23 protein-coding genes and 1 other annotated feature are annotated in these 25,613 nt (G+C 45.7%); of the genes, 14 read left to right on the top strand and 9 right to left on the bottom strand.

Annotation, left to right across the window (positions count from 1 at the left end; all coding sequences use genetic code 11):
- Positions 1 to 16: 16 nt before the first annotated feature.
- Genes ACFPTP_RS14775 through ACFPTP_RS14765 form a run of 3 tightly spaced genes read right to left on the bottom strand, consistent with a single transcriptional unit; the run spans position 17 to position 2,615 of the window.
- Positions 17 to 964 carry a metal ABC transporter solute-binding protein, Zn/Mn family gene (locus ACFPTP_RS14775; protein ID WP_381446325.1) on the bottom strand — a complete coding sequence of 316 codons (948 nt, stop codon included), beginning with the start codon at positions 962 to 964 and terminating at the stop codon, positions 17 to 19.
- Positions 965 to 1,017: 53 nt separating this feature from the next.
- Positions 1,018 to 1,872: a metal ABC transporter permease gene (locus tag ACFPTP_RS14770; protein ID WP_381446323.1), complete on the bottom strand. Its 855-nt coding sequence runs from the start codon at positions 1,870 to 1,872 to the stop codon at positions 1,018 to 1,020.
- Positions 1,872 to 2,615: a metal ABC transporter ATP-binding protein gene (locus ACFPTP_RS14765; RefSeq protein WP_381446321.1), complete on the bottom strand. Its 744-nt coding sequence runs from the start codon at positions 2,613 to 2,615 to the stop codon at positions 1,872 to 1,874. Before ACFPTP_RS14765 ends, ACFPTP_RS14770 begins: the two co-directional genes overlap by 1 nt.
- Before the next feature lie 289 nt (positions 2,616 to 2,904).
- Between ACFPTP_RS14765 and ACFPTP_RS14760 the strand changes: the two genes are divergently transcribed.
- The 3 genes from ACFPTP_RS14760 to brnQ all read left to right on the top strand — a co-directional run bounded on the left by ACFPTP_RS14760 (position 2,905) and on the right by brnQ (position 8,701).
- A complete protein-coding gene (locus ACFPTP_RS14760) occupies positions 2,905 to 4,056 on the top strand; it encodes an exonuclease SbcCD subunit D (RefSeq protein WP_381446319.1) in 1,152 nt (383 codons plus the stop codon).
- Positions 4,053 to 7,130: an AAA family ATPase gene (locus ACFPTP_RS14755; RefSeq protein ID WP_381446317.1), complete on the top strand. Its 3,078-nt coding sequence runs from the start codon at positions 4,053 to 4,055 to the stop codon at positions 7,128 to 7,130. The genes ACFPTP_RS14760 and ACFPTP_RS14755 overlap by 4 nt, the downstream gene beginning before the upstream one ends.
- 194 nt (positions 7,131 to 7,324) lie before the next feature.
- Complete coding sequence (gene brnQ / locus ACFPTP_RS14750; RefSeq protein ID WP_381446315.1) at positions 7,325 to 8,701, top strand: branched-chain amino acid transport system II carrier protein; 1,377 nt, start codon at positions 7,325 to 7,327, stop codon at positions 8,699 to 8,701.
- A gap of 18 nt (positions 8,702 to 8,719) precedes the next feature.
- On the opposite strand, the gene ACFPTP_RS14745 is transcribed toward brnQ, so the two are convergent.
- A complete protein-coding gene (locus tag ACFPTP_RS14745) occupies positions 8,720 to 9,382 on the bottom strand; it encodes a GntR family transcriptional regulator (RefSeq protein WP_381446313.1) in 663 nt (220 codons plus the stop codon).
- Positions 9,383 to 9,496: 114 nt separating this feature from the next.
- Positions 9,497 to 10,012, bottom strand: coding sequence for a GNAT family N-acetyltransferase (locus tag ACFPTP_RS14740; RefSeq protein WP_381446311.1), 516 nt, complete (start codon positions 10,010 to 10,012; stop codon positions 9,497 to 9,499).
- A gap of 126 nt (positions 10,013 to 10,138) precedes the next feature.
- Between ACFPTP_RS14740 and ACFPTP_RS14735 the strand changes: the two genes are divergently transcribed.
- The 3 genes from ACFPTP_RS14735 (at position 10,139) to ACFPTP_RS14725 (ending at position 11,727) form a co-directional block, all read left to right on the top strand.
- Complete coding sequence (locus ACFPTP_RS14735; RefSeq protein ID WP_381446309.1) at positions 10,139 to 10,720, top strand: 3D domain-containing protein; 582 nt, start codon at positions 10,139 to 10,141, stop codon at positions 10,718 to 10,720.
- A 111-nt stretch (positions 10,721 to 10,831) separates the two neighbouring features.
- The gene (locus tag ACFPTP_RS14730; protein WP_381446307.1) at positions 10,832 to 11,002 is read left to right on the top strand and encodes a hypothetical protein; all 171 of its coding nucleotides are present in this window, start codon (positions 10,832 to 10,834) and stop codon (positions 11,000 to 11,002) included.
- A complete protein-coding gene (locus ACFPTP_RS14725; RefSeq protein WP_381446305.1) occupies positions 10,999 to 11,727 on the top strand; it encodes an SDR family NAD(P)-dependent oxidoreductase in 729 nt (242 codons plus the stop codon). Before ACFPTP_RS14730 ends, ACFPTP_RS14725 begins: the two co-directional genes overlap by 4 nt.
- A gap of 37 nt (positions 11,728 to 11,764) precedes the next feature.
- Here the strand turns inward: ACFPTP_RS14725 and mnmM are convergent, their stop codons facing one another.
- Positions 11,765 to 12,364, bottom strand: coding sequence for a tRNA 5-(aminomethyl)-2-thiouridylate-methyltransferase MnmM (gene mnmM / locus ACFPTP_RS14720; RefSeq protein WP_381446302.1), 600 nt, complete (start codon positions 12,362 to 12,364; stop codon positions 11,765 to 11,767).
- Entirely contained in the window at positions 12,361 to 13,320 is a 960-nt protein-coding gene (gene mnmL, locus ACFPTP_RS14715; protein ID WP_381446300.1) for a tRNA modification radical SAM protein MnmL/YtqA, read from the bottom strand. The genes mnmM and mnmL overlap by 4 nt, the downstream gene beginning before the upstream one ends.
- Positions 13,321 to 13,493: 173 nt before the next feature.
- Between mnmL and ACFPTP_RS14710 the strand changes: the two genes are divergently transcribed.
- The 4 genes from ACFPTP_RS14710 (at position 13,494) to leuS (ending at position 19,010) form a co-directional block, all read left to right on the top strand.
- Entirely contained in the window at positions 13,494 to 14,666 is a 1,173-nt protein-coding gene (locus tag ACFPTP_RS14710; RefSeq protein WP_381446811.1) for an MDR family MFS transporter, read from the top strand.
- 109 nt (positions 14,667 to 14,775) lie between these two features.
- Positions 14,776 to 15,462 (top strand): CoA transferase subunit A, encoded by a 687-nt coding sequence (locus tag ACFPTP_RS14705; protein WP_381446298.1) that lies wholly within the window; start codon positions 14,776 to 14,778, stop codon positions 15,460 to 15,462.
- Between the two features lie 9 nt (positions 15,463 to 15,471).
- Positions 15,472 to 16,113, top strand: coding sequence for a CoA transferase subunit B (locus tag ACFPTP_RS14700; protein ID WP_381446296.1), 642 nt, complete (start codon positions 15,472 to 15,474; stop codon positions 16,111 to 16,113).
- Between the two features lie 194 nt (positions 16,114 to 16,307).
- Positions 16,308 to 16,524, top strand: a binding site (T-box leader).
- 71 nt (positions 16,525 to 16,595) lie between these two features.
- Positions 16,596 to 19,010: a leucine--tRNA ligase gene (gene leuS / locus ACFPTP_RS14695; RefSeq protein WP_381446294.1), complete on the top strand. Its 2,415-nt coding sequence runs from the start codon at positions 16,596 to 16,598 to the stop codon at positions 19,008 to 19,010.
- Between the two features lie 60 nt (positions 19,011 to 19,070).
- Here leuS and ACFPTP_RS14690 read toward each other — a convergent pair whose 3' ends face one another.
- Positions 19,071 to 20,339: a BaiN/RdsA family NAD(P)/FAD-dependent oxidoreductase gene (locus ACFPTP_RS14690; protein ID WP_381446292.1), complete on the bottom strand. Its 1,269-nt coding sequence runs from the start codon at positions 20,337 to 20,339 to the stop codon at positions 19,071 to 19,073.
- A gap of 131 nt (positions 20,340 to 20,470) precedes the next feature.
- Between ACFPTP_RS14690 and ACFPTP_RS14685 the strand changes: the two genes are divergently transcribed.
- Entirely contained in the window at positions 20,471 to 22,090 is a 1,620-nt protein-coding gene (locus ACFPTP_RS14685; protein WP_381446290.1) for a putative polysaccharide biosynthesis protein, read from the top strand.
- Positions 22,091 to 22,093: 3 nt separating this feature from the next.
- Entirely contained in the window at positions 22,094 to 22,810 is a 717-nt protein-coding gene (locus ACFPTP_RS14680) for a pseudouridine synthase (RefSeq protein ID WP_381446288.1), read from the top strand.
- A 34-nt stretch (positions 22,811 to 22,844) separates the two neighbouring features.
- On the opposite strand, the gene ACFPTP_RS14675 is transcribed toward ACFPTP_RS14680, so the two are convergent.
- Positions 22,845 to 23,066, bottom strand: a complete 222-nt coding sequence (locus tag ACFPTP_RS14675; protein ID WP_060210271.1) for a DeoR family transcriptional regulator — start codon at positions 23,064 to 23,066, stop codon at positions 22,845 to 22,847.
- Between the two features lie 268 nt (positions 23,067 to 23,334).
- Between ACFPTP_RS14675 and pepV the strand changes: the two genes are divergently transcribed.
- Positions 23,335 to 24,747, top strand: a complete 1,413-nt coding sequence (gene pepV, locus ACFPTP_RS14670; RefSeq protein WP_381446809.1) for a dipeptidase PepV — start codon at positions 23,335 to 23,337, stop codon at positions 24,745 to 24,747.
- Positions 24,747 to 25,601 (top strand): D-amino-acid transaminase, encoded by an 855-nt coding sequence (gene dat / locus ACFPTP_RS14665; RefSeq protein WP_381446285.1) that lies wholly within the window; start codon positions 24,747 to 24,749, stop codon positions 25,599 to 25,601. The genes pepV and dat overlap by 1 nt, the downstream gene beginning before the upstream one ends.
- Positions 25,602 to 25,613 lie beyond the last annotated feature (12 nt).

Genomic DNA, 25,613 nt, shown 5'->3' with positions numbered 1-25,613 from the left:
GAATGCGGGTTTTGTATCATTTAGTAAGTTCATCATGAATCAAATCGATGTTGTAATTCAGGTACTTTACATACGTATCGACTTCATCACCAGGTTTTCCGATTTCATCCGAATAGATTTTCTTTTCAGCAATACGTACTCCGGTTTCATTTGAAACTGTTTCCATCGGACGTGGATCCACATTGGACTCCATAAACAGGACATGCACTTCATGTGTTTTGATGAACTCGATCAAATTTTTAATTTGAATTGGTGAGCCGTTCTCTTCCGTATCGATTTCCCAAATATAGGCTTCTTTTAATCCATAATGGGAAGTCATATATTGGAAAGCCCGTTCACTTGTGACCAATATACGTTTTTGTTCCGGTATATCATTAATTCGCTCTTCGTATTCTTTGTCGATTTCTTTCAAACGTTGCACATATGCATCCCCGCGTTTTTGAATTTCATCGCTTTTAGATGGATGTTTTTTCACAAGTATGTCACGCATATCCTCAGCCATCTTCACACCGACGGAAGGGTCTATGAATGCATGTGGGTTAATTTCCTCTTCACGGCCGTCCTCGCCTTTCAAATACATCGGTTCAACACGCTCGGTCAAGCTGAAAACATTTTCGTCTTTCTGCTTAACCGTATCAATCATTTTAAAGAACCAGCCTTTTTTTCCGCCCTCGAGGTTCAGCCCATTATAGAAAAGGACATCTGCATCGGTTGCAGCTTTAATGTCAGCTGGTAAAGGTTCATATTCATGTGGGTCTGTTCCGGTCGGTACAAGGTTATGGACTTCTACCAAGTCCCCACCGATTTCTCTTGCCATATCAGCGATGATTGTGAAGGACGTTACTACTTTAAGTGGCTGATCGCCTGTTGGAGCATGGCTTTCAGACTTACCATCATCTCCACAAGCTGCCAGTAAAAAGACGGAGAGCAGAGATAAACCAATCCATGTACGTAATTTTTTCATTCCTGATTCTACTCCTTATTCTTTAAAATTTTATCTTCATAACGGATTTTCCATCATGCAAGTTTCTTCCGGCTGAACGACTGGAATTTCCGAGTGACGATTCCTTGTTTCGGTGAAAAAAGGAACGCCAAAAGAAATAACGCGGTTGTTGCCAGTGCAATCACTGGTCCTGAAGGCATGTTGTATTCAAAGCTGAAGTATAACCCCACAATAGCTGATAATGCGCCGAAAAATGATGCGAGAAGGATCATTACAGAGAGCCGGTTCGTTAATAGATAGGCTGTGGAAGCCGGTGTGATGAGCATGGACACGACTAGAATGACGCCTACAGTTTGTAAGGACGCAACAGTTACAAGAGTTAATAGAAACATGATGGAATAGTGAATAAATCTGACTTTCAGGCCATACGCAGCCGCCATCGTTTCATCGAAGCTTGAGACAAGCAGCTCTTTATAGAAGATGATCACGACGAGAATGACGAAACTGCCGACTGCTAGTGTGAGCCACATATCAGATGATCTAACTGCCAACACGTTTCCGAAAAGTATCTGGGTTAAATCAGTTGCGCTCCTAGCTCGTGTAATTAAAATAATTCCAAGTGCGAAGAATGCAGAGAAGACTAAACCGATTGATGAATCATTTTTAATGCGGCTGTGTTGTGTGATTGCACCAATGCCGAATGAGGTTAAAATCCCAGCGAATACGGCGCCGTAGAAGTAATTGATGCCAAGCATGTAGGAAATGGCGACTCCCGGCAATACTGCGTGTGATATGGCGTCTCCCATCAATGCCATGCCCCGAAGTATAATGAAACTGCCGATGACTCCACAAATGATACCGACCATTATGGATGTTACGAAGGCCTTTTGTAAAAACGCGTAGGTCTGTAAATCATGTAGAAATTCCATTACATTTGAACCCCCAAATCAAACAGCATTGAAACTGGCCTTTCGTATGCTTTTGCCATATTTTCGGATTGGAAGACTTGTTGAACCGGACCAGCATCGATAAGCTGCTTATTGATTAAAACAAGTTCATCAAAATAGTTTTTCACCTTTGTCAAGTCGTGATGGACGACAAAGACAATTTTGCCTTCGCACTGCACCTTTTTTAAAATACCAATGATCACTTCTTCGCTTGAGACATCAATGCCGACGAACGGTTCATCTAAAAAGAAGTAATCCGCCTTTTGTGCAAGTGCCCTTGCAAGAAATATTCGTTGTTGTTGACCGCCTGACAATTCACCGATTTGGCGATTGGCAAAATCCTGCATACCTACTTGTTCGAGGCAGCTCATTGCCCATTCCTTTTCTTCTTTCCGGGGCCTATGGAAAAGACCTAATAATGGGTAAGTCCCGATGACAACAGTGTCTTTTACTGTGATTGGAAAGTTCCAATCGATATTCGAACGTTGTGGAACATAAGCGATCTTCTTTTTGAAATCATTTATTGGTTTGGAATTGATTTCAATGATGCCTTTATCTTTTGGAATTAAACCGAGCATCGCCTTCATCAATGTGGATTTTCCTGCTCCATTTGGCCCCAAAATGCCAATTAAATTACCGGATGTGAATTCAAAAGAAACATCTTCAAGAACTTGTTTCCCAAAGTAGGAAACCGATACGTCTTTCACAGAAATGACATTCGACATTATTATTCCTCCTAGATTCGGATTGGGAAAGAAAAAACTTTCCCTTGTGCAACTTATTGTGTAAAAAAAATAATAGTTTGGGTGAAGAGTATATTTTCAATGGGATATTAACTAGTATATTGCAAGACTACAATAAAGTTTCCTTCGTGCAACTTTTTTCAATTATAGTATAAAACAAATTCAGAGTAAAGATATTTTTACTAATTCCCGTTTTTCTTTTTATCATGCCCCTTCGAACAAGTTTCCTGTAAAATGAATGGTAGATAACATAGAGGGGGAGTTGACGAAAATGAAGTTTTTTCACACTGCTGATTGGCATCTTGGCAAGCTTGTGCAAGGCGTTTATATGACGGAAGGGCAAAGGCATGTCCTTCGTCAATTCGTTGACGCCGTACGGGCAGAGAAGCCTGACGCGGTCGTCATTGCGGGCGATCTTTACGATCGGGCGGTTCCACCGCCGGAAGCAGTCGCGTTATTGGATGAAGTCCTTTGGGAAATTGTCATGGAGTTGAAGACCCCGGTCATTGCAGTGGCTGGAAACCATGATAGTCCCGGACGTCTGCAATTCGGCAGCAGATTGATGCAATCGAATGGCTTCCATATCGTCGGCCAAATGACTGCGCAAATAGAGCCGGTCATTCTGAGAGATCATTTTGGAGAAGTCCATTTTCATCTTGTTCCGTATTGCGATCCGTCAATTGTGAAGCATTTATATGTAGATGACGATGTCGTCGATCATCATACGGCGATGGAGAAAGTCATCGGGAAGATTAGCGAATCGATGGATGAGGCCGCCCGTCATGTGTTTGTGGGACATGCCTTTGTGACGCCTTTTGGGGAAGAAGAAAAAAATACGAGCGATTCAGAGCGCCCTCTTGCAATTGGAGGGGCGGAATACGTGGCAGCCCATCTGTTTACATCATTCGATTATACCGCGCTCGGCCACCTGCACCAGGCACATCATGTTCTGAATGAAAAAATCCGATATGCAGGTTCCCCGATGAAATATTCGATTTCAGAAGAGAGACATGCAAAAGGGTTTTTCATTGTGGAAATGGACGGCGAAGGTAATGTGGAAGTCGAAAAGAGAGTGCTTGCTCCTTTATATGATATGCGGACAGTTGCGGGGACGATGGAAGAGATCCTTGCTCATCCGCCAAGCGACGATTATGTATTTGTGACGCTGCATGATGAAACGCCTGTTTTATTTCCAATGGAAAAAGTGAAATCCGTCTTTCCGAATGCCATGCATATTGAAAGAAAATTGGTAAGGACAGCGGCCGCAACCGAACTGCAATCAGCCGCGGTCAAGGAAAAGCCGGATGATTTGACATTGTTCCGATTCTTTTATTCCGAGATGAGCGATATGGAGCCCGACGCTGAAACGGAGAGGATCTTTGCTGAAGTGTTGCAAGAAGTCAAAGGGGGTGAAGATAAATGAAGCCGATCCAATTGACGATGACCGCTTTCGGCCCGTATAAAGGGACGGAAACAATCGATTTCCGTCAGCTTGAAGAGCACCGGCTATTTGTCGTTTCCGGAGCGACAGGTGCTGGCAAGACGACGATTTTTGACGGCATCTGCTTTGCTTTATATGGACAGGCTAGCGGTGAGGATCGGACGGAATTCCGCTCAATGCGCAGCGATTTTGCGGATGACGCCGTCCAGACAGCTGTTGAATTGATTTTTGAAATAAACCGCCGTACTTTCCGGATCATGAGGCAGATCCCCTACACGAAAATCGGCAATAAAACTGAAACGACTGCGAGATGTGAGTTTTTTGAATTGGTAGATGGCGGGGAAGTTCCATTTGTCGATCGTCAAATTGTCTCGGAGATCAACCGCAAAGTCGAGGAGCTTGTCGGTTTCACACAGGCCCAATTCAGCCAGATTGTTATGCTCCCGCAAGGTGAATTCCGGAAGTTCCTCACATCTGATACTGAAAACAAAGAAACAATCATGAGGAAAATCTTCAAAACGGAAGAGTACAGGGAACTCGTCAATCGTTTGAAGATGAGGAGAGACGACGCGAATCAACAATTGCTGGACGAAAAGAGGAAAGTGGATGGGTTTATCCAGCAAATCACGAACCTCATTCCTCCTAGGGAGTCACTAATTTTTGAGGTTTTATCACAGGAATACGCGAACACTTCGCAAATAATGGACGGGCTTGAACAGGAAATCGGCCATTATACAAAGAAAAGTGCCGAAGATGAAACGAAGTATACAGCCGCTTATCAACAACATGCTGAAAAGTTGGAGTCATACCATACGGCTAAAAAATACAATGAGCTATTTGAACAGCTGGAACAGCGTAAAATTGCCCTTGTAAAACTCAAGGAAGAAATCCCATCTGTTCAGTTGAAGGAAAAACGTATTGCGGATGCTGAGCGGGCATCGGTCATCCATGAAATCGAAGGCCAATTCCGGATGTTTGCTGAGGAAGCGAAGTTGAAGGGAAATGAATTGCAAAAAGCCAGTGCAACCGTACAAGAAGCGACAGAATGGCTGCAGGAGAAAGAGCTTGCTTATAAGGAAGAAGAGGGGAAAGAGCAGGAAAGAGGGGCAGTTGCAGAACAGCTCATAAGGTTGCGCGATCATCTCCCTGCCGTGACGGACTTGGAAGCTAAAGAAGCAAATGTACAAAACGTTAAAACGAGAATCGGGAAACTGGAAGGCGAATTAGCTGTGACTGCTGAAAAGGCGGAAGCGGAAAAGCGGAAAGTCGCCGATCTGACTGTACAAATTGAGAATGCTGAAAAGACGATTGCTCCATATGACGAGCTGCTTGAACAGCTGAACACAATCAGGTTGCATTACAAGATCGTCCGGGACTATGAAAATCTGAAGAAAGAATCCGCAATTTGTTTGGAAATGAAAGAGCTTGCATCCGCTAAATTCATCCAAACGAAAAATGAATTTGAGCAAATGCAAACTGCTTGGTTGGATGACCAAGCCGCACATTTGGCACAGACATTGAAGGATGGGGAGCCTTGCCCTGTATGCGGCAGCGCCCACCACCCTTCTAAAACAAGCGGACATGATGCCAAAGCGGTTTCCCGTGAACAGCTAGAAGCAAAAAGAACTTCATTGACAGAAGTTGAAAGTGCATTCCGATCTGCAGAGGCGAAATGTGAAAGTGTTCTTTCTCAGATAACAGCAAAAGAACAGGAAATGAATGAACAGGAAGTAACAGACAGTCTAGATGTCCTATTTAACAAAGGACAACAAACTTCGAAGACAGTGGAACAGTTAAAAAATGTACGAAATGAACTAGTTTCATTGAAGGGGCTTCATAAGAAAGCTGACAAGGAAACAACAGAATGGACTACACGAAAGTCGGAAATCGAACAGCAATTATTTGAACAGAAAACGTTATTTGCGCAAGAATCTGCACTGTTGGAGAGGGAGCTTTCTTCGATTCCGGAAGGGCTTCGAGATCTGACACGAATTCAAATGGAAATCAAGGAAACAGAAATACGGAAACGCCAAATGGACGAAGCTTGGCAGCGGGCGCGAAAAAGCCTGGAAGAAGCAAGGGAACGGCGGGCCACTTCCATCAATTCCGAGCACCATTTAAAAAAGTCCGCGGATGAATACGTTGCGAAAAGGGATCAAGCGGAAGACAGATTCAAGAAGGGCTTGCTAGCTTCTGAATTTAACACGGAAGAGGAATACCGGCAAGCGAAGATGGCGGAAGAGGACAGGCTGCACTTGAAGGAATACATTTTGCAGTTCAAGCAGCGTCTTCATACGACGAAGGAAGCGATAGATGAGTTGGAAGCCAACCTAGTTGGAAAAGAAAAGACCGATTTAGTAGGCCTGGCAGAAACAATTCACTCTTTGAAATCGGCTTATGAAAAAGCGTTCGCGGAGTGGAATCATTCCATTGAATGTCAAAAGGCACTGATACGGCTGAATTCGGATATTGAAAAAACAGCAAAAGTTGTGGTCGACTTGGAAAGACAAGTCGGTAAAATTACAGGCTTATACGATTGTCTACGCGGCCAGAACGATCATAAGCTATCATTTGAACGTTTCATTCAAATCGATTATCTTGAGCGGATCATCCAATCTGCGAATGAAAGGCTGCGGAATCTATCGAACGGGCAATATGAATTGATCCGAAGCGATCGTCAAGAAGTCCGGGGCAGGCAAAGCGGCTTAGGACTCGATGTGCACGATGCCTACACCGGACAAAGCAGGGATGTGAAAACCTTGTCCGGGGGAGAGAAGTTCAATGCCTCACTGAGCTTGGCTCTAGGTATGGCGGACGTCATCCAGAGCCATCAAGGCGCCGTGTCCATCGAAACGATGTTCATCGACGAAGGGTTCGGAACACTGGACGAGGAAGCTTTGCAAAAGGCGGTTGATACACTTGTCGATTTGCAAAAATCCGGCAGAATGATCGGCGTCATCTCACATGTGGAAGAGTTGAAAACTGCTTTCCCGGCTATACTTGAAGTACAGAAATCAAGGGAAGGGCATAGTGTTACAAGGTTTGTTTTGAAATGAAGCTGGCGGGAGGTTACTGACAACCTCCCGTCCGTTTTTTTATGACTGCGCTACATTCACTAAATCTAATAAAATAATCCAATTTAAAAATATTTTACTATTGCATTTTAAAGGGAACGGGTTTATTATAAACAAACGCGATATATTGCATACAACATAAAGCGAGATTTTCAACATGAAGGGGTTTACACACCATGCAAACGAAACTGTCTTTTTCATCGTATCTTTTAATTGGAATTATGCTATTCGCTCTATTCTTTGGCGCCGGAAACTTGATCTTTCCCGCTCAATTGGGTCAAAATGCAGGGACGAATCTATGGCCTGCAGTCATTGGCTTTCTGATTACAGGGGTTGGCCTGCCTTTTCTTGGCATCCTTGCAATGGGCTTTTCAGGAAGCCGGAACTTGCAAGACTTGGCAAGCCGTGTACATCCGGTCTACGCAGTCTTATTCACATCATTATTATATTTGACGATTGGCCCATTCTTTGCTGCTCCACGTACCGGGGCGGTCGCGTTTGATATCGGCATCTCCACATTCATCCCGGAAGATTCGATGCGTATTGCTTTGTTCATCTTCACTCTCATCTTTTTCGGAGTGACATTATGGCTATCGCTTAACCCGGCAAAGATTGTTGATCGTGTCGGTAAAATTATGTCGCCGGCTATCATCGTTTTGTTGCTCGTTTTGCTGGTCGTAGCTTTCATTAATCCGATGGGGGCGGTCCAATCCCCTGTGGATGCATATGCAAATGGGGCGTTCATGAAAGGCTTCATGGAAGGGTACAACACAATGGATGCTTTGGCGTCGCTTGTATTCGGAATCATCGTCATCAATGTCATCCGTTCCATGGGTGTTACGGACAAGGTCCAAATCCTTTCGGCAACAGCAAAAACAGGTTTCGTTGCAGCCGGATTCCTTGCGCTTTTATATGTAGGGATTGCTTATCTGGGGGCTACGACAACTGAGAAATTCGGTCTTTTAGATACGGGCGGCCCCGTATTAAGCGGCGCAGCCTCCTATTATTTCGGAACGTTTGGTTCAGTCATGCTTGCAGTCATCATCATTCTCGCTTGTTTGACGACGAGCATCGGCTTAATCACTGCTTGCGGTGAATATTTCCATACAATCGTTCCAAAAGTGAGCTACAAAGCCTTTGTTATGATTTTCACGACATTTTGCTTCATCGTATCGAACTTCGGCTTAGCGAATATCATTACGTATTCGATTCCGGTATTGATGTTTTTATATCCGTTAGCTGTCGTCCTTATGCTGCTGACATTCACATCGCCGTTGTTCAATCATTCAAGAATCGTCTACGTCAGTGCGACTGCTGTTGCATTTATGATCAGTGTGATTGATGGTGTGAAGACTTTATATGGAACGCTTGGAGCTTCGGAAAATGAGTGGCCAAACTGGCTTAGCGGGATCGTGTCGTTTTACGAACAGGTTTTACCGTATTATAGTGAAGGCCTCGGCTGGCTTCTTCCGGTAGTGATTGTCATGCTATTCACGGGCATCATTGCAAAATTGTTTCAGCCATCTATGCAATATAAAAAGCACTCCAATTAATAAATTGGAGCGCTTTTTTTATTTTGTTTTTTTAGAACGAAATTCTTCAATTGCACGGAGCCAGTTTTCACGCATGATCGCCGCCGCTTTTTCTCCATTGCCATCTTTCAGCAACCTGATAATATCCTTATGTTCATCAATGGACTTTTCCGTCAAAATGATTGAGTTATGGAAGAAGAGCCGGCGTACATGGGTCTGCAAAGAAGCTACGATAGAATGAATATATTTGTTTGCCGCTTGGTCGACGATGATTTGATGAAAGTCCTCATCGATTTTCAATGCCGTAAAATAATCTTCTTTCTGGACTGCTTTGGCGAAACGTTCATTCGTCTCTTCCAATTCCTTTATGGCGTCTTCATCCAAATTGGGTGCTGCAAGCTCTGTGGATAGCGCTTGCATGGCGGCTAGGGGCGGCAATAGGTCATTGATCGACTCTTTGTCCACCTCAGTCACCTGTGTGGCTTTTCCCGGATACATTTTGACAAATCCTTGTACTTCCAATAACTGAAGCGACTCGCGGATCGGCGTTCTGCTAACGCCTAGCGCTTCCGCCAATTCAATATCATTCAGCTTTTCGCCTGGCTGCAATGTTCCGTCGATAATCCATTGCTGCAATTGAGTAAATGCACTTTCTTTCGCTGTTACGCGTGTCGGTCTTTGATGTTCCGAAGGTATCGGCATTGCTGATCACCATCCTGCTTGCAATTTGAATAGCATATCCCACTTCATTTCTAGTACTATTAGTATACATGAAAAGAATTCATGGGGAAAGAGGGGATATGCAATATATTAGATTCAGATTTGACGTGTATAGACGAGTGAAATATCTTCATCTTCCTCGCTTGCTCCATACGACAACTCTTCACGCTCGAATGCAAAGCCTTTCGCCTCGTAAAAAGGGATTCCATACATATTGCCTTTTGCAACCGACACCCATTGCCGATCCGCCCCATACGTATGCTTTTGTATTTTTGTATAAAAATTGAGCAGTTTTGAACCGATTCCAGTCCCTCTTGCTTCCGGGGCGACGTAGAAGACATAAATTTCCCCATCTGTCTCATCCTTCATCCCTCCGCCGATAACTCCGACAATGCTTCCTCCGCTTTCAGCAACAATATAGCCATGCCAGCTTTTGTCGATTGTTGTGACTTCCTGTTCGACGCGTTCGACACTGTAATATTTCGCAATTAAATCTTCAATATAGCCAGATGAAAACAGCTTTTCGTAAGTGAACCACTGGCATCTTGAAAGCAAGTCAGCAAGGGTTTTTGCTTCGTTCCTCCTTGCCATTCTCACTAAAATTTCAGTCAATTTTCATCTTCCTTCCAATGTAATAATCACTTTTCTTTTGTAACGATACTGGTTGCAAATTGTAACATCAATGTAATACTTCACTGCTAATCTATGAGTAGACTAAAAAGGCGGGGAGTAGAAAACTTGAGAAAACATATTGTGACGCTTATTTTTACAGTAGTTTTATTGATCGGTAGTTCGACCGAAAGTTTTGCAGCCTCTTCAACGTATACGGTCAAAAATGGTGACACGCTTTACAGTATTGCAGCAATGCATAAGATCACCGTAAAAGAATTGAAAACATGGAATGGCATCAAGTCGGACCTCATTCATCCAAATCAGAACTTACATGTCGTCAAGACAAACACGAACGTTAAGGCGCAATCGAAACCCAAGGCTGCCAAAACACCATCACGATCCGATGATGACAATGTAGTAAAGGAAATCACGGTTTCCGCAAGTGCTTATACAGCGAATTGCAACGGCTGTTCCGGCATCACTTCAACAGGCATCAACTTGAAGCGCAATCCCGATGCAAAAGTGATTGCTGTTGACCCCTCCATTATACCATTAGGCACAAAAGTGTACGTGGAAGGGTATGGATATGCCATTGCTGGAGATACCGGCAGCGCGATCAAAGGAAATAAAATCGATGTCTTCTTCCCGAGCAAAAGCGAAGCGTATAAATGGGGAAGAAAACAAGTGAAGATAAAAATATTTAAATGACAATATCAGGCCAATCCCTTCAAGTTTTGAGGGGATTGGCTATTTTCATTCCTCCAATCCCCCATCCAACATGGTAAACTGTTGTAAAACGAGGGGAATGGGGGAGCGGTGATGGAGAAGAGAAGATTGATTATCGGGGTAATCACTATCCTTGCAATCGCGTTATACATTTGGATTGCTTATTTTGAGATTCCGGCAAAGGTGAAAAAAGGGGAAGATGCGCTTCATGGAGAATCATGGATTGCTGAATTCGACGATTATTTGAAGGGGGAAGTCAGATGAACATATTTATTGTAACCGGTGCATCAAAAGGAATCGGTTTTGAATTGATGAGACAGTTAAAGTTGAGGGGGGACCAGGTGATCGGCATTGCGAGGACAAATGAAAGCCAAGTTAATGACATGGTGACTGCGGATCTTTCTCAGACCGACCAATTGGCAGAAAAGGTGCGCACAATTGTGGAAGACAATATTGCCTCTGCAACTTCCTTCACATTGATTAATAATGCAGGAACGGTGGAACCAATCGGTTTGATCGGCACGGTTGACGAAATGAAACTGACGCAAGCGCTTGCTGTCAATTTGACGGCACCGATGATCCTATCGAATGCATTCATCTCAGCATTGGAGAAATTCCAAGGCAAAAAAAGGATTGTCAATATTTCTTCTGGGGCAGGCAGGAATCCATACGAAGGATGGGGTGTTTATTGCACGACGAAAGCGGGGCTCGACCATTTTTCCCGAGTTGTTTCACTTGAACAGGAAAAAGCCGAATACCCCGTCGATATTATTTCAATTGCGCCTGGAATCATCGACACCGGCATGCAGGAAACGATTCGGGCAAGCAATGCTGACGAATTCCCATTGCACGACCGATTCGTCGACTACAAGGAACAAGGGCATTTAAGCAGTGCGGAAGAGACAGCAGGAAAACTGATCGCCGTAATGGATCGCGAAGACTTCACCAAGCTCGGACCGATTGCGGATATACGGCAGATTTGGGAATGAAAAAACGCTTGGATCCTAAATTGGTCCAAGCGTTTTCTTATTCCTCGACCCGTACGACCGCTTCAAATTCCCTCACTTTTTCGATTGCAATCAAAAATGGGGGATTTTTTCGTTGGTTGAGCAATTCATATCTAGCGACGTGAACATCTGCCTGATGGAGGGATTTCACATATGCCAGCAAGGCATCCCGTTCCTTGGCCCCGCCTTCGTGGCCATCATAGACTGAAATCGTTATGATTCTACCTTTTTTCAGCATACCGAGCAACTTGTCGATTGCCTCGATTGTGGAATCCGGTTTTGTGATAATGGATAGATCCTCCGCGTAAGGAAGATAGCCAAGATTGAACATTGCACCGCCGATTTGTCTTGTAACGTATTTATCCACATTGGCATGGCTGTCCAAAATCAATGCGACACGGTCATTCAGTTTATCCAATCTATTTGCAGTCGCCTCGAGCGCAGCTTGCTGGATATCGAAAGCGAAAACACGACCACTTTCACCTACGAGCCCCGCCAAGAATAATGTGTCGTTCCCATTTCCAGCAGTCGCGTCGACAACCGTTTCGCCGGGCAAAACCGTTTCGCTGATCAATCGTTTGGAAAACGGTAATACACGATGCAATAAAATATCACTCATATACGTTCAACCGCCTTTTCGTAAAACTTTCCTTGGAAACTGCCTCGGCGTTCCAATTCCTTGTCGATGCCGTTCAGCACATCCCACTTCGATGCGCTCCACATCGGTCCGATCATCAAATCGAGCGGACCGTCTCCGGTAATCCGATGAATAATCATTCCTGGCGGAAGAATTTCAAGCTGATCCACGACAAGGTTAATATATTCATCCCGATCAAGGAAATCCAGCATGCCCTTTTCATATTGTTTAACCATCGGCGTTCCTTTCAATAGATGCAACAAGTGTATCTTAATGCCTTGTACATCGAGCTTTGCCACTTCTTTTGCCGTTTCCATCATCATCTCCGTGTCTTCAAGTGGAAGGCCATTGATGATATGGGTACAGACGCGGATGCCGTGCCTCCGCAATTTATCCACGCCTTCCCCGTACGTTGCGAAATCATGCGCCCTATTCACGAGCTTCGCCGTTTTCTCATGAACGGTCTGCAAGCCTAATTCGACCCATAAATACGTCCGTTCATTCAGCTCAGCCAAATAGTCGACGACATCATCAGGAAGGCAATCTGGACGTGTGCCGATCGATAGGCCGACGACACCTGGCAGTGCGAGGGCAGCTTCGAATTTCTCTTTCAAAACTGGCAGCGGGGCATGTGTATTCGTGTACGCTTGAAAATAGGCGATGTACTTGCCTTCTTTCCATTTCTGATGCATCTTATCTCGGATTTCTGCAAATTGCACATCGATCGGCTTAGCCCGGTCTCCTGCAAAATCGCCTGAACCGGCGACACTGCAAAATGTGCAGCCGCCGAAAGCGACTGTACCGTCCCGATTCGGACAATCAAAGCCTGCATCAAGGGAAACTTTGAATATTTTCATCCCGAATACGTCTTTCAAATGCCGGGACCATGTATAATACCGTTTCCCTTCAGTAGGGAACGGGTAATTTAAGTCTGCCATCTGTTTCAACTCCTCTAATCGTACATTGTATCATGTCGGATTCGATCGGTGTCATCTGAATTGCGGAACATATTCCGTTCCTGTTGTCCGAAACCAGAAAAAGGCATACACTCGAAATAGCTTTTGCTTATAGGAGATAGAGATTGGAGGCAATGGAAATGCCTAAAATGGAAATACCAAATAAAGTTTGGCTTCTCATCATAGGAATGTTTGTCAACGTCATAGGAAACTCCTTCCTATGGCCGTTGAATACGATATATATGCATGAATACCTTGGTAAGTCGTTGGCTGTCGCCGGTCTTGTCCTAATGGCGAATGCCGGGGCTGGCGTCGTCGGGAATCTGCTTGGTGGTGTTTTATTCGACCGGATCGGCGGTTTCAAATCAATCATGGCAGGCATCATCATTTCGATTTTGGCACTGGCTTATCTCGTATATGATCACAGTTGGTATCCGTATATCATCTTGCTAACCGTATTGGGATTCAGCGGCGGTGTCATTTTTCCGAGCATGTATGCGATGGTCGGAACGATCTGGCCTGAGGGTGGCAGGAAGGCATTCAACTCGATCTACTTGGCACAAAACGTCGGTGTCGCCATCGGGCCGGCACTTGCAGGTTTGATCGCTTCCGTCCATATCGATTATATTTTTTCTGCGAACTTGATCTTCTATATCATTTTTCTTTTCATCGCCTATTTCGGATATAAAAAGCTGGAGATTGCACCTGATCGCCATACGGATATCATCCGTGAAACAGCGAGGATCAAGAACAAAGCGCCTTTCTATGCTTTGCTCATTTTGGTTGGCGGCTATTTAATCACATGGCTAGTCTATTCTCAATGGTCGACGACGATATCCACGCATGCTTTATCACTCGGCGTCACATTAAGGGAATACAGTTTCATTTGGACGATTAACGGATTGCTGATCGTCTTCGGACAGCCGCTCATCAAACCGCTTATCAGACGGCTTGAGAAGCAGCTGAAAGCACAGATGATCATCGGGACGATCATCTTCATTATTTCTTTCATTGTCGTCAGTTTTGCAGGCTCTTTCAAAATGTTCATCATATCGATGGTCATCCTCACATTCGGTGAAATGATCGTCTGGCCGGCCATCCCGACATTGGCGAGCCAGCTTGCACCAAAAGGAAGGGATGGGTTTTACCAAGGGGTCGTCAACTCCGCCGCAACAATCGGTCGGATGATCGGTCCATTGGCCGGGGGAATCCTCGTGGAGATCCATGGTATGAAAATGATGCTTTTGCTGCTGACAAGCCTAATGGCTATAACAATCGTCACAACGCTTTTATACGATCGACCTCTCCAAAAACGGGAAATCCAATAAGGATTTTCCGTTTTTCCAGTTTGGAACGTTGCGTCCCGCTGAATAGTTTGATTAAATGAATAGTGGATAGGTGCAATTTTTCTGAAGGATTTAAAAGGGGGAATGCTAGATGAAACCGATTTATTCAACAGCTATGGAAGCGATTTCGCAGATTGAAGATGGCTCGACTTTAATGGTTGGGGGCTTCGGACTTGTCGGGATCCCGGAACAGCTCATTTTGGCACTCGTCGAAAAAGGCGTCAAAGATTTGACGATCATTTCGAATAACTGTGGTGTTGACGAATGGGGTCTTGGCCTTTTATTGAAAGAAAAGCAGATTAAGAAGATGATAGGGTCCTATGTCGGTGAAAATAAAGAATTCGAGCGTCAAGTGCTTTCGGGCGAAATCGAAGTCGAATTGACACCGCAAGGGACGCTAGCTGAAAAGATCCGGGCAGGCGGTGCAGGGATTCCTGCATTTTACACACCGGCAGGAGTAGGGACGACGGTAGCGGACGGAAAAGAGACAAGGGTGTTCAATGGCAAGGAATATGTCCTTGAAGAAGCGCTTGTCGCCGACTTTGCATTGGTCCGCGCAGCGAAGGCGGATAAGATCGGGAACTTGATCTATAACAAGACTGCCCAAAACTTCAATCCGATGATGGCGGCTGCAGGTAAGATCACGATTGCGGAAGTAGAAGAAATCGTGGAGACGGGCGATCTTGATCCAGCGACGATCCATACACCGAGCATTTACGTGCAAGGTTTATTGCAAGCGGAACAGGAAAAACGGATCGAACGACTAACTACTCGATAAGGGAAGGGGATGTTCACGATGAATTTCAGAGAGAGAATTGCAAGACGAGCGGAAAAGGAAATCAAAGATGGCGACTACGTAAACCTTGGTATCGGTATGCCGACATTGGTCGCAAACTATATATCGGATGACAAAACGGTTGTTCTCCAATCGGAAAACGGACTTCTTGGAATCGGGCCATATCCGACAGAAGACCAGGTAGATCCTGACTTGATCAATGCGGGTAAGGAAACGGTGACGACGATCCCGGGATCCGCATTTTTCAACAGTGCAGAATCATTCGCGATGATCCGCGGAGGGCATGTCGACGTAGCGATTCTTGGCGGCATGGAAGTGTCCGAAAAAGGAGATCTCGCCAACTGGATGATTCCGGGCAAGATGATCAAAGGAATGGGCGGCGCGATGGATCTCGTGCACGGTGCGAAAAAGATCATCGTCATCATGGATCACGTCGCGAAAGACGGCTCGGCAAAGATCAAGAAAGAATGCTCATTGCCGTTGACAGGAAAGGGCGTCGTCCATAAAATCATTACGGAACGTGCTCTGATCGACGTAACACCGGACGGCTTGGAATTGAAAGAAGTTTTCGAAGGATTCACCGTCGAGGACGTCATCAATTCCACCGAGGCGGAATTGAAAGTGAGCCTTTGATTTTATTAATTCACACTTAGAAAACTGCCAGAAAAGGCGACACTCCTGCGGGAAAGCGAGACAGCTGAGACCCTGCAGGAGCGAAGCGACGAAGCGGCTTAGCGCTCGCCCGCGGAAAGGGAGCCGTTCTGGCGGTTTTCGTTGTTGTATTTTGGAACAATTTCGGGTACACTACAATAAACTAACTTCAAATAGCGTTGGCTTTGAAGAGGAACTAGTAATCGGTCCGGTCGATTGAAGAGAGCAGGCGGTTTGGTGCAAGCCTGTACGACTACGATGAACTCGCCTTTGAGCCTGCATCGGTGAACGAAAAGTAGCCAGTGCCGTTTTCCGCGTTAAGGAAACAAGTTGGGCGGCATTGCCGTCAATTTGGGTGGCACCGCGGGAGTACATATACCTCTCGTCCCTTATCGATTAAGGGACGGGAGTTTTTTTATTTCCGCAAAACGCGATTTGAATGTAATAGGAAGGAATGAACAGAGATGAGTTACAAGCATGTAGAGATTGAAAAGAAATGGCAGCAATATTGGAAGGACAATAAGACATACAAAATGGTGAACGATGAATCCAAGCCGAAGTTCTATGCGCTTGATATGTTCCCATACCCTTCCGGAGCGGGGCTTCACGTCGGCCATCCGCTTGGCTATATCGCAACGGACATTTTAAGTTCATTCAAACGGAAGCAGGGCTATAATGTCCTTCACCCGATGGGATGGGACGCATTCGGTTTGCCGGCTGAACAATATGCGATCGATACGGGCAATGACCCTGCCGAGTTCACTGCGAAAAATATTGCAACGTTCAAACGCCAAATGAACGACCTAGGGTTTTCCTACGACTGGGACCGCGAAGTGAATACGACTGATCCAAAATACTACAAATGGACGCAATGGATTTTCATTCAATTGTATAAAAGAGGCTTGGCGTACATCGATGAAGTGCCTGTCAACTGGTGTCCTGCACTTGGTACGGTTCTTGCGAACGAAGAAGTGATCGACGGCAAATCGGAACGCGGAGGACATCCGGTTGAACGCCGCCCGATGCGCCAATGGGTGTTGCGCATTACGGAATATGCGGATCGCTTGCTTGAAGATTTGGATGAGCTTGATTGGCCGGATAGCTTGAAAGATATGCAACGCAACTGGATCGGCCGCTCTGAAGGCGCCCAATTGACGTTCGAGATCGACGGAACGGATCTTTCATTCGAAGCCTTCACAACACGTCCGGATACGATTTTCGGAGCGACATACGCAGTTCTTGCCCCGGAGCATAAGCTTGTCGACAAGATTACGACAGCTGAACAAAGGGAAGCGGTTGACGCTTATTTGGATAAAGTGAAAACGAAAAGCGACTTGGAACGTACGGATCTTGCGAAAGAGAAGACGGGCGTATTCACGGGCGCTTATGCAATCAACCCTGCGAGCGGCGAAAAGATGCCGATCTGGATTGCGGATTATGTACTTGCTTCGTATGGTACTGGTGCCATCATGGCGGTTCCTGCCCACGACGATCGCGATTATGAGTTCGCAAAAGAATTCGATTTGCCGATCGTTGAAGTCGTTGCAGGCGGCGATATTTCTAAAGAACCTTTTACAGGCGACGGCGAGCATATCAACTCCGACTTCTTGAATGGTTTAAATAAAGACGAAGCAATCGAAAAGGCAATTGCATGGTTCGTTGAAAACGGCAAAGGCGAGAAGAAGATCACGTACCGTCTACGCGATTGGTTATTCTCCAGACAGCGTTATTGGGGTGAGCCGATTCCAATCATCCATTGGGAAGACGGCTCGATGACTCCTGTCGACGAATCTGAATTGCCACTGATGCTGCCGAAGACTGACAACATCAAGCCGAGCGGTACAGGTGAGTCTCCACTTGCCAATATCGAAGAATGGGTGAATGTCGTCGATCCGGATACGGGCATGAAAGGCCGCCGGGAAACGAATACGATGCCGCAATGGGCAGGCAGCTGCTGGTACTACTTGCGCTATATCGACCCGGATAATGATGAAATGCTCATCGATCCGAAGCTAGCGGAACGCTGGTTGCCGGTCGACATTTACGTCGGCGGCGCGGAGCATGCGGTGCTTCACCTTCTTTACGCACGCTTCTGGCATAAGGTGCTATACGATATCGGCGTAGTTCCGACGAAAGAGCCATTCCAAAAATTGTTCAACCAAGGAATGATTCTCGGGGAAGGCCATGTGAAGATGTCTAAGTCGCTTGGTAATGTCATCAACCCGGACGACATCGTCCATTCCCACGGTGCGGATACACTTCGTCTATACGAAATGTTCATGGGACCGCTTGAAGCATCGAAGGAATGGTCGACGAACGGTCTGGAAGGATCCCGTCGTTTCTTGGACCGCATTTGGCGCCTATTCGTCAATGAAGACGGCACGCTAAGTTCAAAAATTGGCGGCGAGCCAGGCGGTGCGCTTGAAAAGGTATACCACCAAACTGTGAAGAAAGTGACGGAAGACTTGGAAGGCATGCGCAACAACACTGCGATTTCGCAAATGATGGTGTTCATCAATGAAGGATATAAAGCTGAATCGATTCCGAAAGAATTCGTCGAAGGCTTTGTCACATTGATTTCACCGATCACTCCGCATCTTGCAGAAGAGCTTTGGGAGATGCTAGGTCATAATGAATCCATTGCATACGTTGCATGGCCGACATACGATGAGTCGAAGTTGTTTGATGACACGGTAGAAGTTGCGGTTCAAATCAACGGAAAAGTCCGCGCGAAGATCGATGTCGCGAAAGACATTTCAAAAGAAGAGCTTGAAAAGGTGGCTCTTGCAGACGAAAATGTGAAGCAATGGATTGAAGGGAAAGAATTGAAGAAAGTCATTGCGATTCCAGGCAGATTGGTCAACATCGTAGCTGTTTGACAGTCGTAATAAATAAAATCCACGGAAATGGAGTTAAGTTCATTTCCGTGGATTTTTTATTTATCCTTCGTATGTCGCAAACGCCCCTGCATTCAAGCCTGCAATCCTGCCAGTAACAAGCGCGGAGGTGATATTATACCCGCCTGTATAGCCATGGATGTCCAAAATCTCTCCGCAGAAGAAAAGTCCATCCTTTTTCCGCGATGCCATCGTTTTAGGCTCGATTTCTTTCGTGGAGATGCCTCCACCGGTGACGAATGCCTTCTCGATTGGCTGCGTGCCATTCACCGTCATTGGGAAGCCTTTCAGCAGCCCCGCAAGCTTGCGGATCTTTTCATTGGAAAGACCCGCTCCCGTATCAGCTTCATCGATTCCTGCCCGTTCAAATAAAAACAGCAGCCATCTTTCCGGAGCGAGCCCCTTCAAGCTATTCTTGACAGCTTTCTTCGGGTCCTCCTTTAACATAGCGTGAATCATTTGGAAGGCCTTCTCTTCATTCATCGAAGGCATGGAGTCAATGCGCATATCGACAGGCTGCCCGCCGTTTTTCATCTGCTCCTTCACGACGAACTGGCTGCACCGCAATATTGCTGGCCCGCTCAATCCAAAATGGGTGAACAGCATGTCCATCTGATGTGTAATAAGCGTTTTACCTTTTGCATTTAATACAGAAACAGCGACATCGCGTAATGCAAGACCTTGCAGTTCCTTCGATTGGATGAACAGTTCATTGGACAACAAAGGCACCTCAGTAGGATATAGCTCTGTCACAGTATGACCCGCTTTCTCAGCCCATGGATACCCGTCGCCTGTGCTTCCCGTCTGCGGAACGGCCTTTCCGCCCACCGCGACAACGACCGCACGAGAACGGATTTCTTCACCGTCTTCCAGTCGCACACCCAAAATCTTTTCCTCATCCATCAATAATTTCTTCACGCGGGTCGTCAATCTCACTTCTACGTTCAATCGATCCATTTCAGAGAGCAACGCATTGACGACGTCTTTCGCTTTATTAGAGACAGGGAACATCCGGCCGTGATCTTCCTCTTTCAGCGGAACTCCGAGCCCTTCAAAGAAAGCTATGATATCCTCATTATTGAAGACGGAAAATGGACCATATAAAAATCTTCCGTTGCCTGGGATGTTCTTCACAATTTCTTCGAGCGGCAGACGATTCGTTACGTTGCATCGTCCGCCTCCCGATATCGATAATTTATTTCCGAGTTTTTTCCCTTTATCTAACAGGAGAACTTTGCCTCCATGCTCTGCTGCAGCAATCGAGGCCATCAGTCCCGAGGGACCCCCACCGATGATAATGACGTCATACATATATGGAACCACACTTTCAGTTTTTCTCTATTATACATGGATACGCTCGATAATCATTGTGAAAAGTGCCGGCGGCGGGTAAACTGATAAGTAGCTTTGTCGAGTAGTTCTTATGATTGGAAGGATCAACTATGTCATCAAATCTTGTAAAAGGCACGGCCATTTTAACAATCGGGCTCTTCTTATCGAAAGCGCTCGGTCTTTTATACGTTATACCGTTCTATGCGATTGTCGGGGAAGAGAATGTTGGCTTGTATCAATATGCATACATTCCTTATAATCTTGCGCTAGCTGTTGCAATTTCAGGTGCACCGCTGGCCATATCAAAATTTGTATCCAAATATAATGCAGTTGGGGATTATGCGACCGGCAGGAAACTGATGAAATCCGGAATGCTCGTCATGATAGGGACAGGTATTTTATCGTTTTTAGTCTTATTTTTCATGGCTGAACCAATTGCGAATTTTGTCATTGTGGATGACGATAGGCAGAAATTTACGCTTGCAGAAGTTACATCGGTTATTCGATGGGTCAGCTTCGCGTTGCTTGTAGTTCCGTTAATGAGCATTGTTCGCGGATACCTGCAAGGAAATCAGAAGTTCGAGCCAACCTCCGTTTCACAGCTTGTTGAACAGATAGTGAGAATTGTAGTCGTATTGCTTGGAGCATTCATTGTAGTGAACGTCATGGATTTATCTCCAAGAACAGCTGTGAAATTTGCGGTGTTTGCTGCATTCATCGGGGCGCTTGCCGGCCTAGTTGTTTTATATAGATATTGGATGAAGTATAAACCAGAATTCAATCAACTTTATGCAAGCAGTCCACCGGCAAGCGATATTACTTTTCTTGATATGTATAAAGAAGTAATAGGGTACACAATTCCATTTGTCCTTGTCGGAGTCATTAATCCGCTCTACCAATTTGTAGATATGCTTACATTCAATAATGCGATGAAATCGATTGGTCTCTCGGACGTAATGGATACTTATTTTACAATGCTCAACTTTTTGACACATAAGGTCGTCATGATTCCAGTTATGGTGGCTACCGGTTTTTCGATGGCTTTAATTCCGGTAATTACAAGTTATTATACAAAGAAAGATCAAAAGGGACTTACACGATCGCTTGACCAAACGTTTCAGATCATGCTGTTTCTGACTGTTCCGATGGTGCTTGGTTTGATTGTTCTTTCAAATGAAACCTATACTTTCTTATACAGTAAAAGTACGGCAGGTGCGGGGGTTCTCGCCTCATACGCACCGGTCGCAATCCTGTTCGGCCTTTACTCCGTTACAGCAGCTATCCTCCAAGGGATTGATCGGCATAAATGGATCGTCTTCACTTCACTGACGGGACTACTATTCAAAATGATTTTGAATATCCCGCTCATTAAGATATTCGAAGTGAACGGGGCGATTGCGGCTACGGCAATCGGATACGCAATCGCGGTTGGCATCAATATTTATGTCATTTCGAGAGTCCTTCATTACCGTTCCAGAATGGTGTCTAGACGCCTCATTCTTATCGGGATTTTCAATGTGATCATGCTCATTGCAGTTCATTTTACATTAAAAGGACTGCTTGCTATCAGTCCTGTCCACGGGAAGATGCAGGCGCTGCTGTATGTGATGATTTGTGCGGTTGTCGGGGTAATCGTTTACGGAGCCCTTTCCTTGAAATCGGGGCTTGCGCAAAAGCTGTTCGGCGACCGATTGACGAGGATTACGAAGAAGTTTGGTTTTGGAGGGTGAACGATGCGACTTGATAAATTATTGGCGAATATGGGTTTCGGCTCCCGCAAGGAAGTGCGGCAGCTATTGAAGAAAGGCGCTATTCAAGTAAATGCTGAGCCGGTGAAGGATCCGGCTCTTCACGTCAATCCGGAAAAGGATGAGGTGACGATCCTCGGTGAACGGGTCGTTTATAAGGAATTCATTTATTTGATGTTGAATAAACCGCAAGGCGTCATCTCCGCGACGGAAGATGACCGTGACCGGACTGTCATCGATCTGCTTGACGGGGAACACCGCCATTTCAATCCGTTCCCTGTCGGACGGCTCGATAAGGATACGGAAGGGTTTTTATTGATCACAAATGACGGCAAACTCGCGCATGAATTGCTGTCGCCGAAAAAGGAAGTGCCGAAAACGTATTACGCCCATATCGATGGGCGAGTCGATGAAACCGATATCGAAAAGTTTGCGGAAGGGTTGACGTTGGACGACGGTTATTTCACGAAACCGGGACAGCTCCGGATTCTGCAATCGGGCGAGATATCGAAAATCGAGCTGACGATCACGGAAGGGAAATTCCATCAAGTGAAGCGGATGTTCGAAGCGGTCGGAAAGCGGGTCGTCTACTTGAAACGCCTTTCGATGGGGCCGTTGGAGCTTGATGGGGCATTACGTTTAGGTGAATATCGGGAGTTGACCGAAGAGGAAGTCGCAATGCTCCGCAATGAAAAAGGCTGAACCGGATGATCCGGTTCAGCCTTTTGAAGTGACATTATGAGGGCAATTTAACTTTCTTCTGAGTTGTTGTCCATTTTCCGCGGGCCGGGCTTGTGATGAGCTCATTGTATTCGAGTACGTTCAAGTCCCTTTGCGCTGTGCGGTTTGTGATGCCGAATTCTTCAACGACATTTTCCGTTGTGACAATACCCCTGTCAAGGATATATAAATATACGTCCTTGATGCGGGTAAGCATACGATCAGTAGCTGGATTCAACTGTGGAACCACTCCTTCATCTTCATTTTCCAAAACGATGGGCATGAGACTATTGAATGTACCCTATGCTAGTTGAAATAGCCCCCGACAATGCACTCCTTTCATCAGAACGTTGCGTCAGATGCAATGTTCTGACAATACAAGTATAACTCATTTTTGGTGATAGTACATGAATTTTTTGTAAAAATTTTGGCTGAATCGTTTAGCCCTTTATTTTCTAAGCTGAACATGTAAAAATAGGGTATTAGGAAAGAAGGTGCTTGGATTGGTGAATTGGAATGAAAAAGTGTTGGCAAGAGAAGAACTTCTAATTGATGATTTAAAGCAATTGGTTTCCATTCCGTCCGTACTTGATGAAAGCGCAGCGACAGAAGATGCGCCATTTGGCCAGGAGCCGAAGCGCGCGCTCGATTGGCTTTTGGAGGAAGGCAGGAAAGCCGGGTTCACAGTGAAAAATATCGATAATATGGCTGGCCATATTGAGATGGGTGAGGGCGAAGAGCTGCTTGGCATCCTTTGCCACGTCGATGTCGTACCAGCTGGCGGCAACTGGACATTCGGTCCTTTTGACGGGACTGTGCAGGACGGGAAGCTGTTCGGCCGCGGTGCGATTGACGATAAGGGACCGACGATTGCTGCCTGGCATGCGATGAAGTTGGTGAAAGAAGCTGGAATCCCTTTGAATAAACGGGTCCGGCTCATTATCGGAACCGATGAAGAAAGCGGTTTCCGCTGCGTGAAACGTTATTTTGAAAAAGAAGAGATGCCGACAATCGGGTTTGCGCCTGATGCAGATTTCCCGATCATCAACGCAGAAAAAGGGATTTCAACATTGGTCTTTACCCAGAAGACGGAGAAAGCCGATGGTCAGCTTCAGTATTTCAAGTCAGGGGATCGTACGAATATGGTGCCTGATTATGCGGAAGCACATATTAAAGGTTTCGATTTCAAGGAGATCCAAAGTAAATTTGAAAGCTTCACGAATATACATGCCATCGTAGCATCCATCGTTGAGGAAAATGGCGAGGCGTTTTTACGATTCCACGGCAAGTCCGCTCATGCGATGGAACCGGATAATGGAGTGAATGCAGCTGTTCTCCTTGCAACTTTCCTGAATAAGATTTTTGAAGAAGGTGAATCAAAGGATTTCACCCAATTCATACTTGACGCATTCGGGACGGAAACTCGAGGCCGCTTTCTAGGATTGGCCTATAATGATGAAGTTTCGGGCGATACGACATTGAATGCCGGCATCGTTTCCTTCAACCCGGAAGAAGGGGGACGGGTGCAAGTGAGCATGCGGTATTCCGTCACTTATCCTTTTGAGGAAAAACTCGGGACTTGCTTTGATCGGCTTAAGGATTCATCGTTTGCGGTGGAAGTGAAGTCCAACTCGAAGCCCCATCATGTCGATGCAAATGATCCGTTCATCAAAACGTTGCAGGAGATTTACACGTCCTATACGGGTGAAGAGGCGGAACTATTGTCAATCGGTGGGGGCACGTATGCGCGCGTTCTTGATAAAGGAGTCGCTTTCGGCATGCTCTTCCCGGGCAGGGACGATGTCGCTCACCAAGCAGATGAATATGTATATATAGAGGACTTGTTAAAGGCGACTGCCATTTACACCGAAGCGATCAGCCGTCTTACATCCAATGAAGGGGAAGGGAAAAACAAATGATGACAACTTATTTTATCGACGGCCAATTCACGAGCAAGGACAGCTTGAAACTATCGATTGATGACAGGGGATACTACTTCGGGGACGGAGTTTATGAAGTCGTCAAAGTGTATGACGGGGAACTTTTTACTGCCGAAGAGCACTTTGCCCGCCTATCCCAAAGCGCATCTAAAATCAAGATGGCCATCCCTTATTCTGAACAGCAATTGATTGACATAGCTAAGGAATTGGTCAAGGTGAACGAGGTGAAAACCGGCCATATTTATTTGCAAGTGACACGCGGAGCATCACCGCGGGTCCACCAGTTCCCTGAACTTGCAGTGACTCCTGTTGTGACTGCGTATGCCATCCATAACCCAAGGCCTTTGAGCAATATTGAGGGCGGCATCTCGGTGAAATCAGTCGAAGATGTCCGTTGGCTCCGCTGCGATATTAAAAGTTTGAATTTGCTTGCGAACGTCCTTGCAAAACAAGAAGCTTATGAGTCGGGCTGTGCAGAGGCAATTTTCGTCCGTGACGGATTTGTCATGGAAGGGTCATCTTCCAATGCATTCGGTGTGAAAAATGGCGTTCTTATTACACACCCCGCTTCAAATCTCATTTTGAACGGGATTACACGCCAAGTCGTTTTGAAGCTTTGCAATGAAATGGGCATCCCGGTCGAGGAAAGAGCATTTACACCGGAAGAGATGTACGCGATGGATGAATTTTTCATTACATCCACTACCGCTGAAATCACGCCTGTCGTATTAATTGATGAGAAACCGGTTGGTACCGGTAAACCTGGAGAGATAACAAGAAAATTGCAGGAAGCATTCGCGAGGCAGATTCCGTTATCCGTAGCGCGGGATTAATGGATATTGCCT

Source organism: Sporosarcina koreensis, assembly GCF_042655825.1.
Taxonomy (GTDB): Bacteria; Bacillota; Bacilli; order Bacillales_A; family Planococcaceae; genus Sporosarcina; species Sporosarcina koreensis.
The sequence above is the reverse complement of the archived record's forward strand: the minus strand, read 5'-3'. Positions and strand labels throughout refer to the sequence as shown.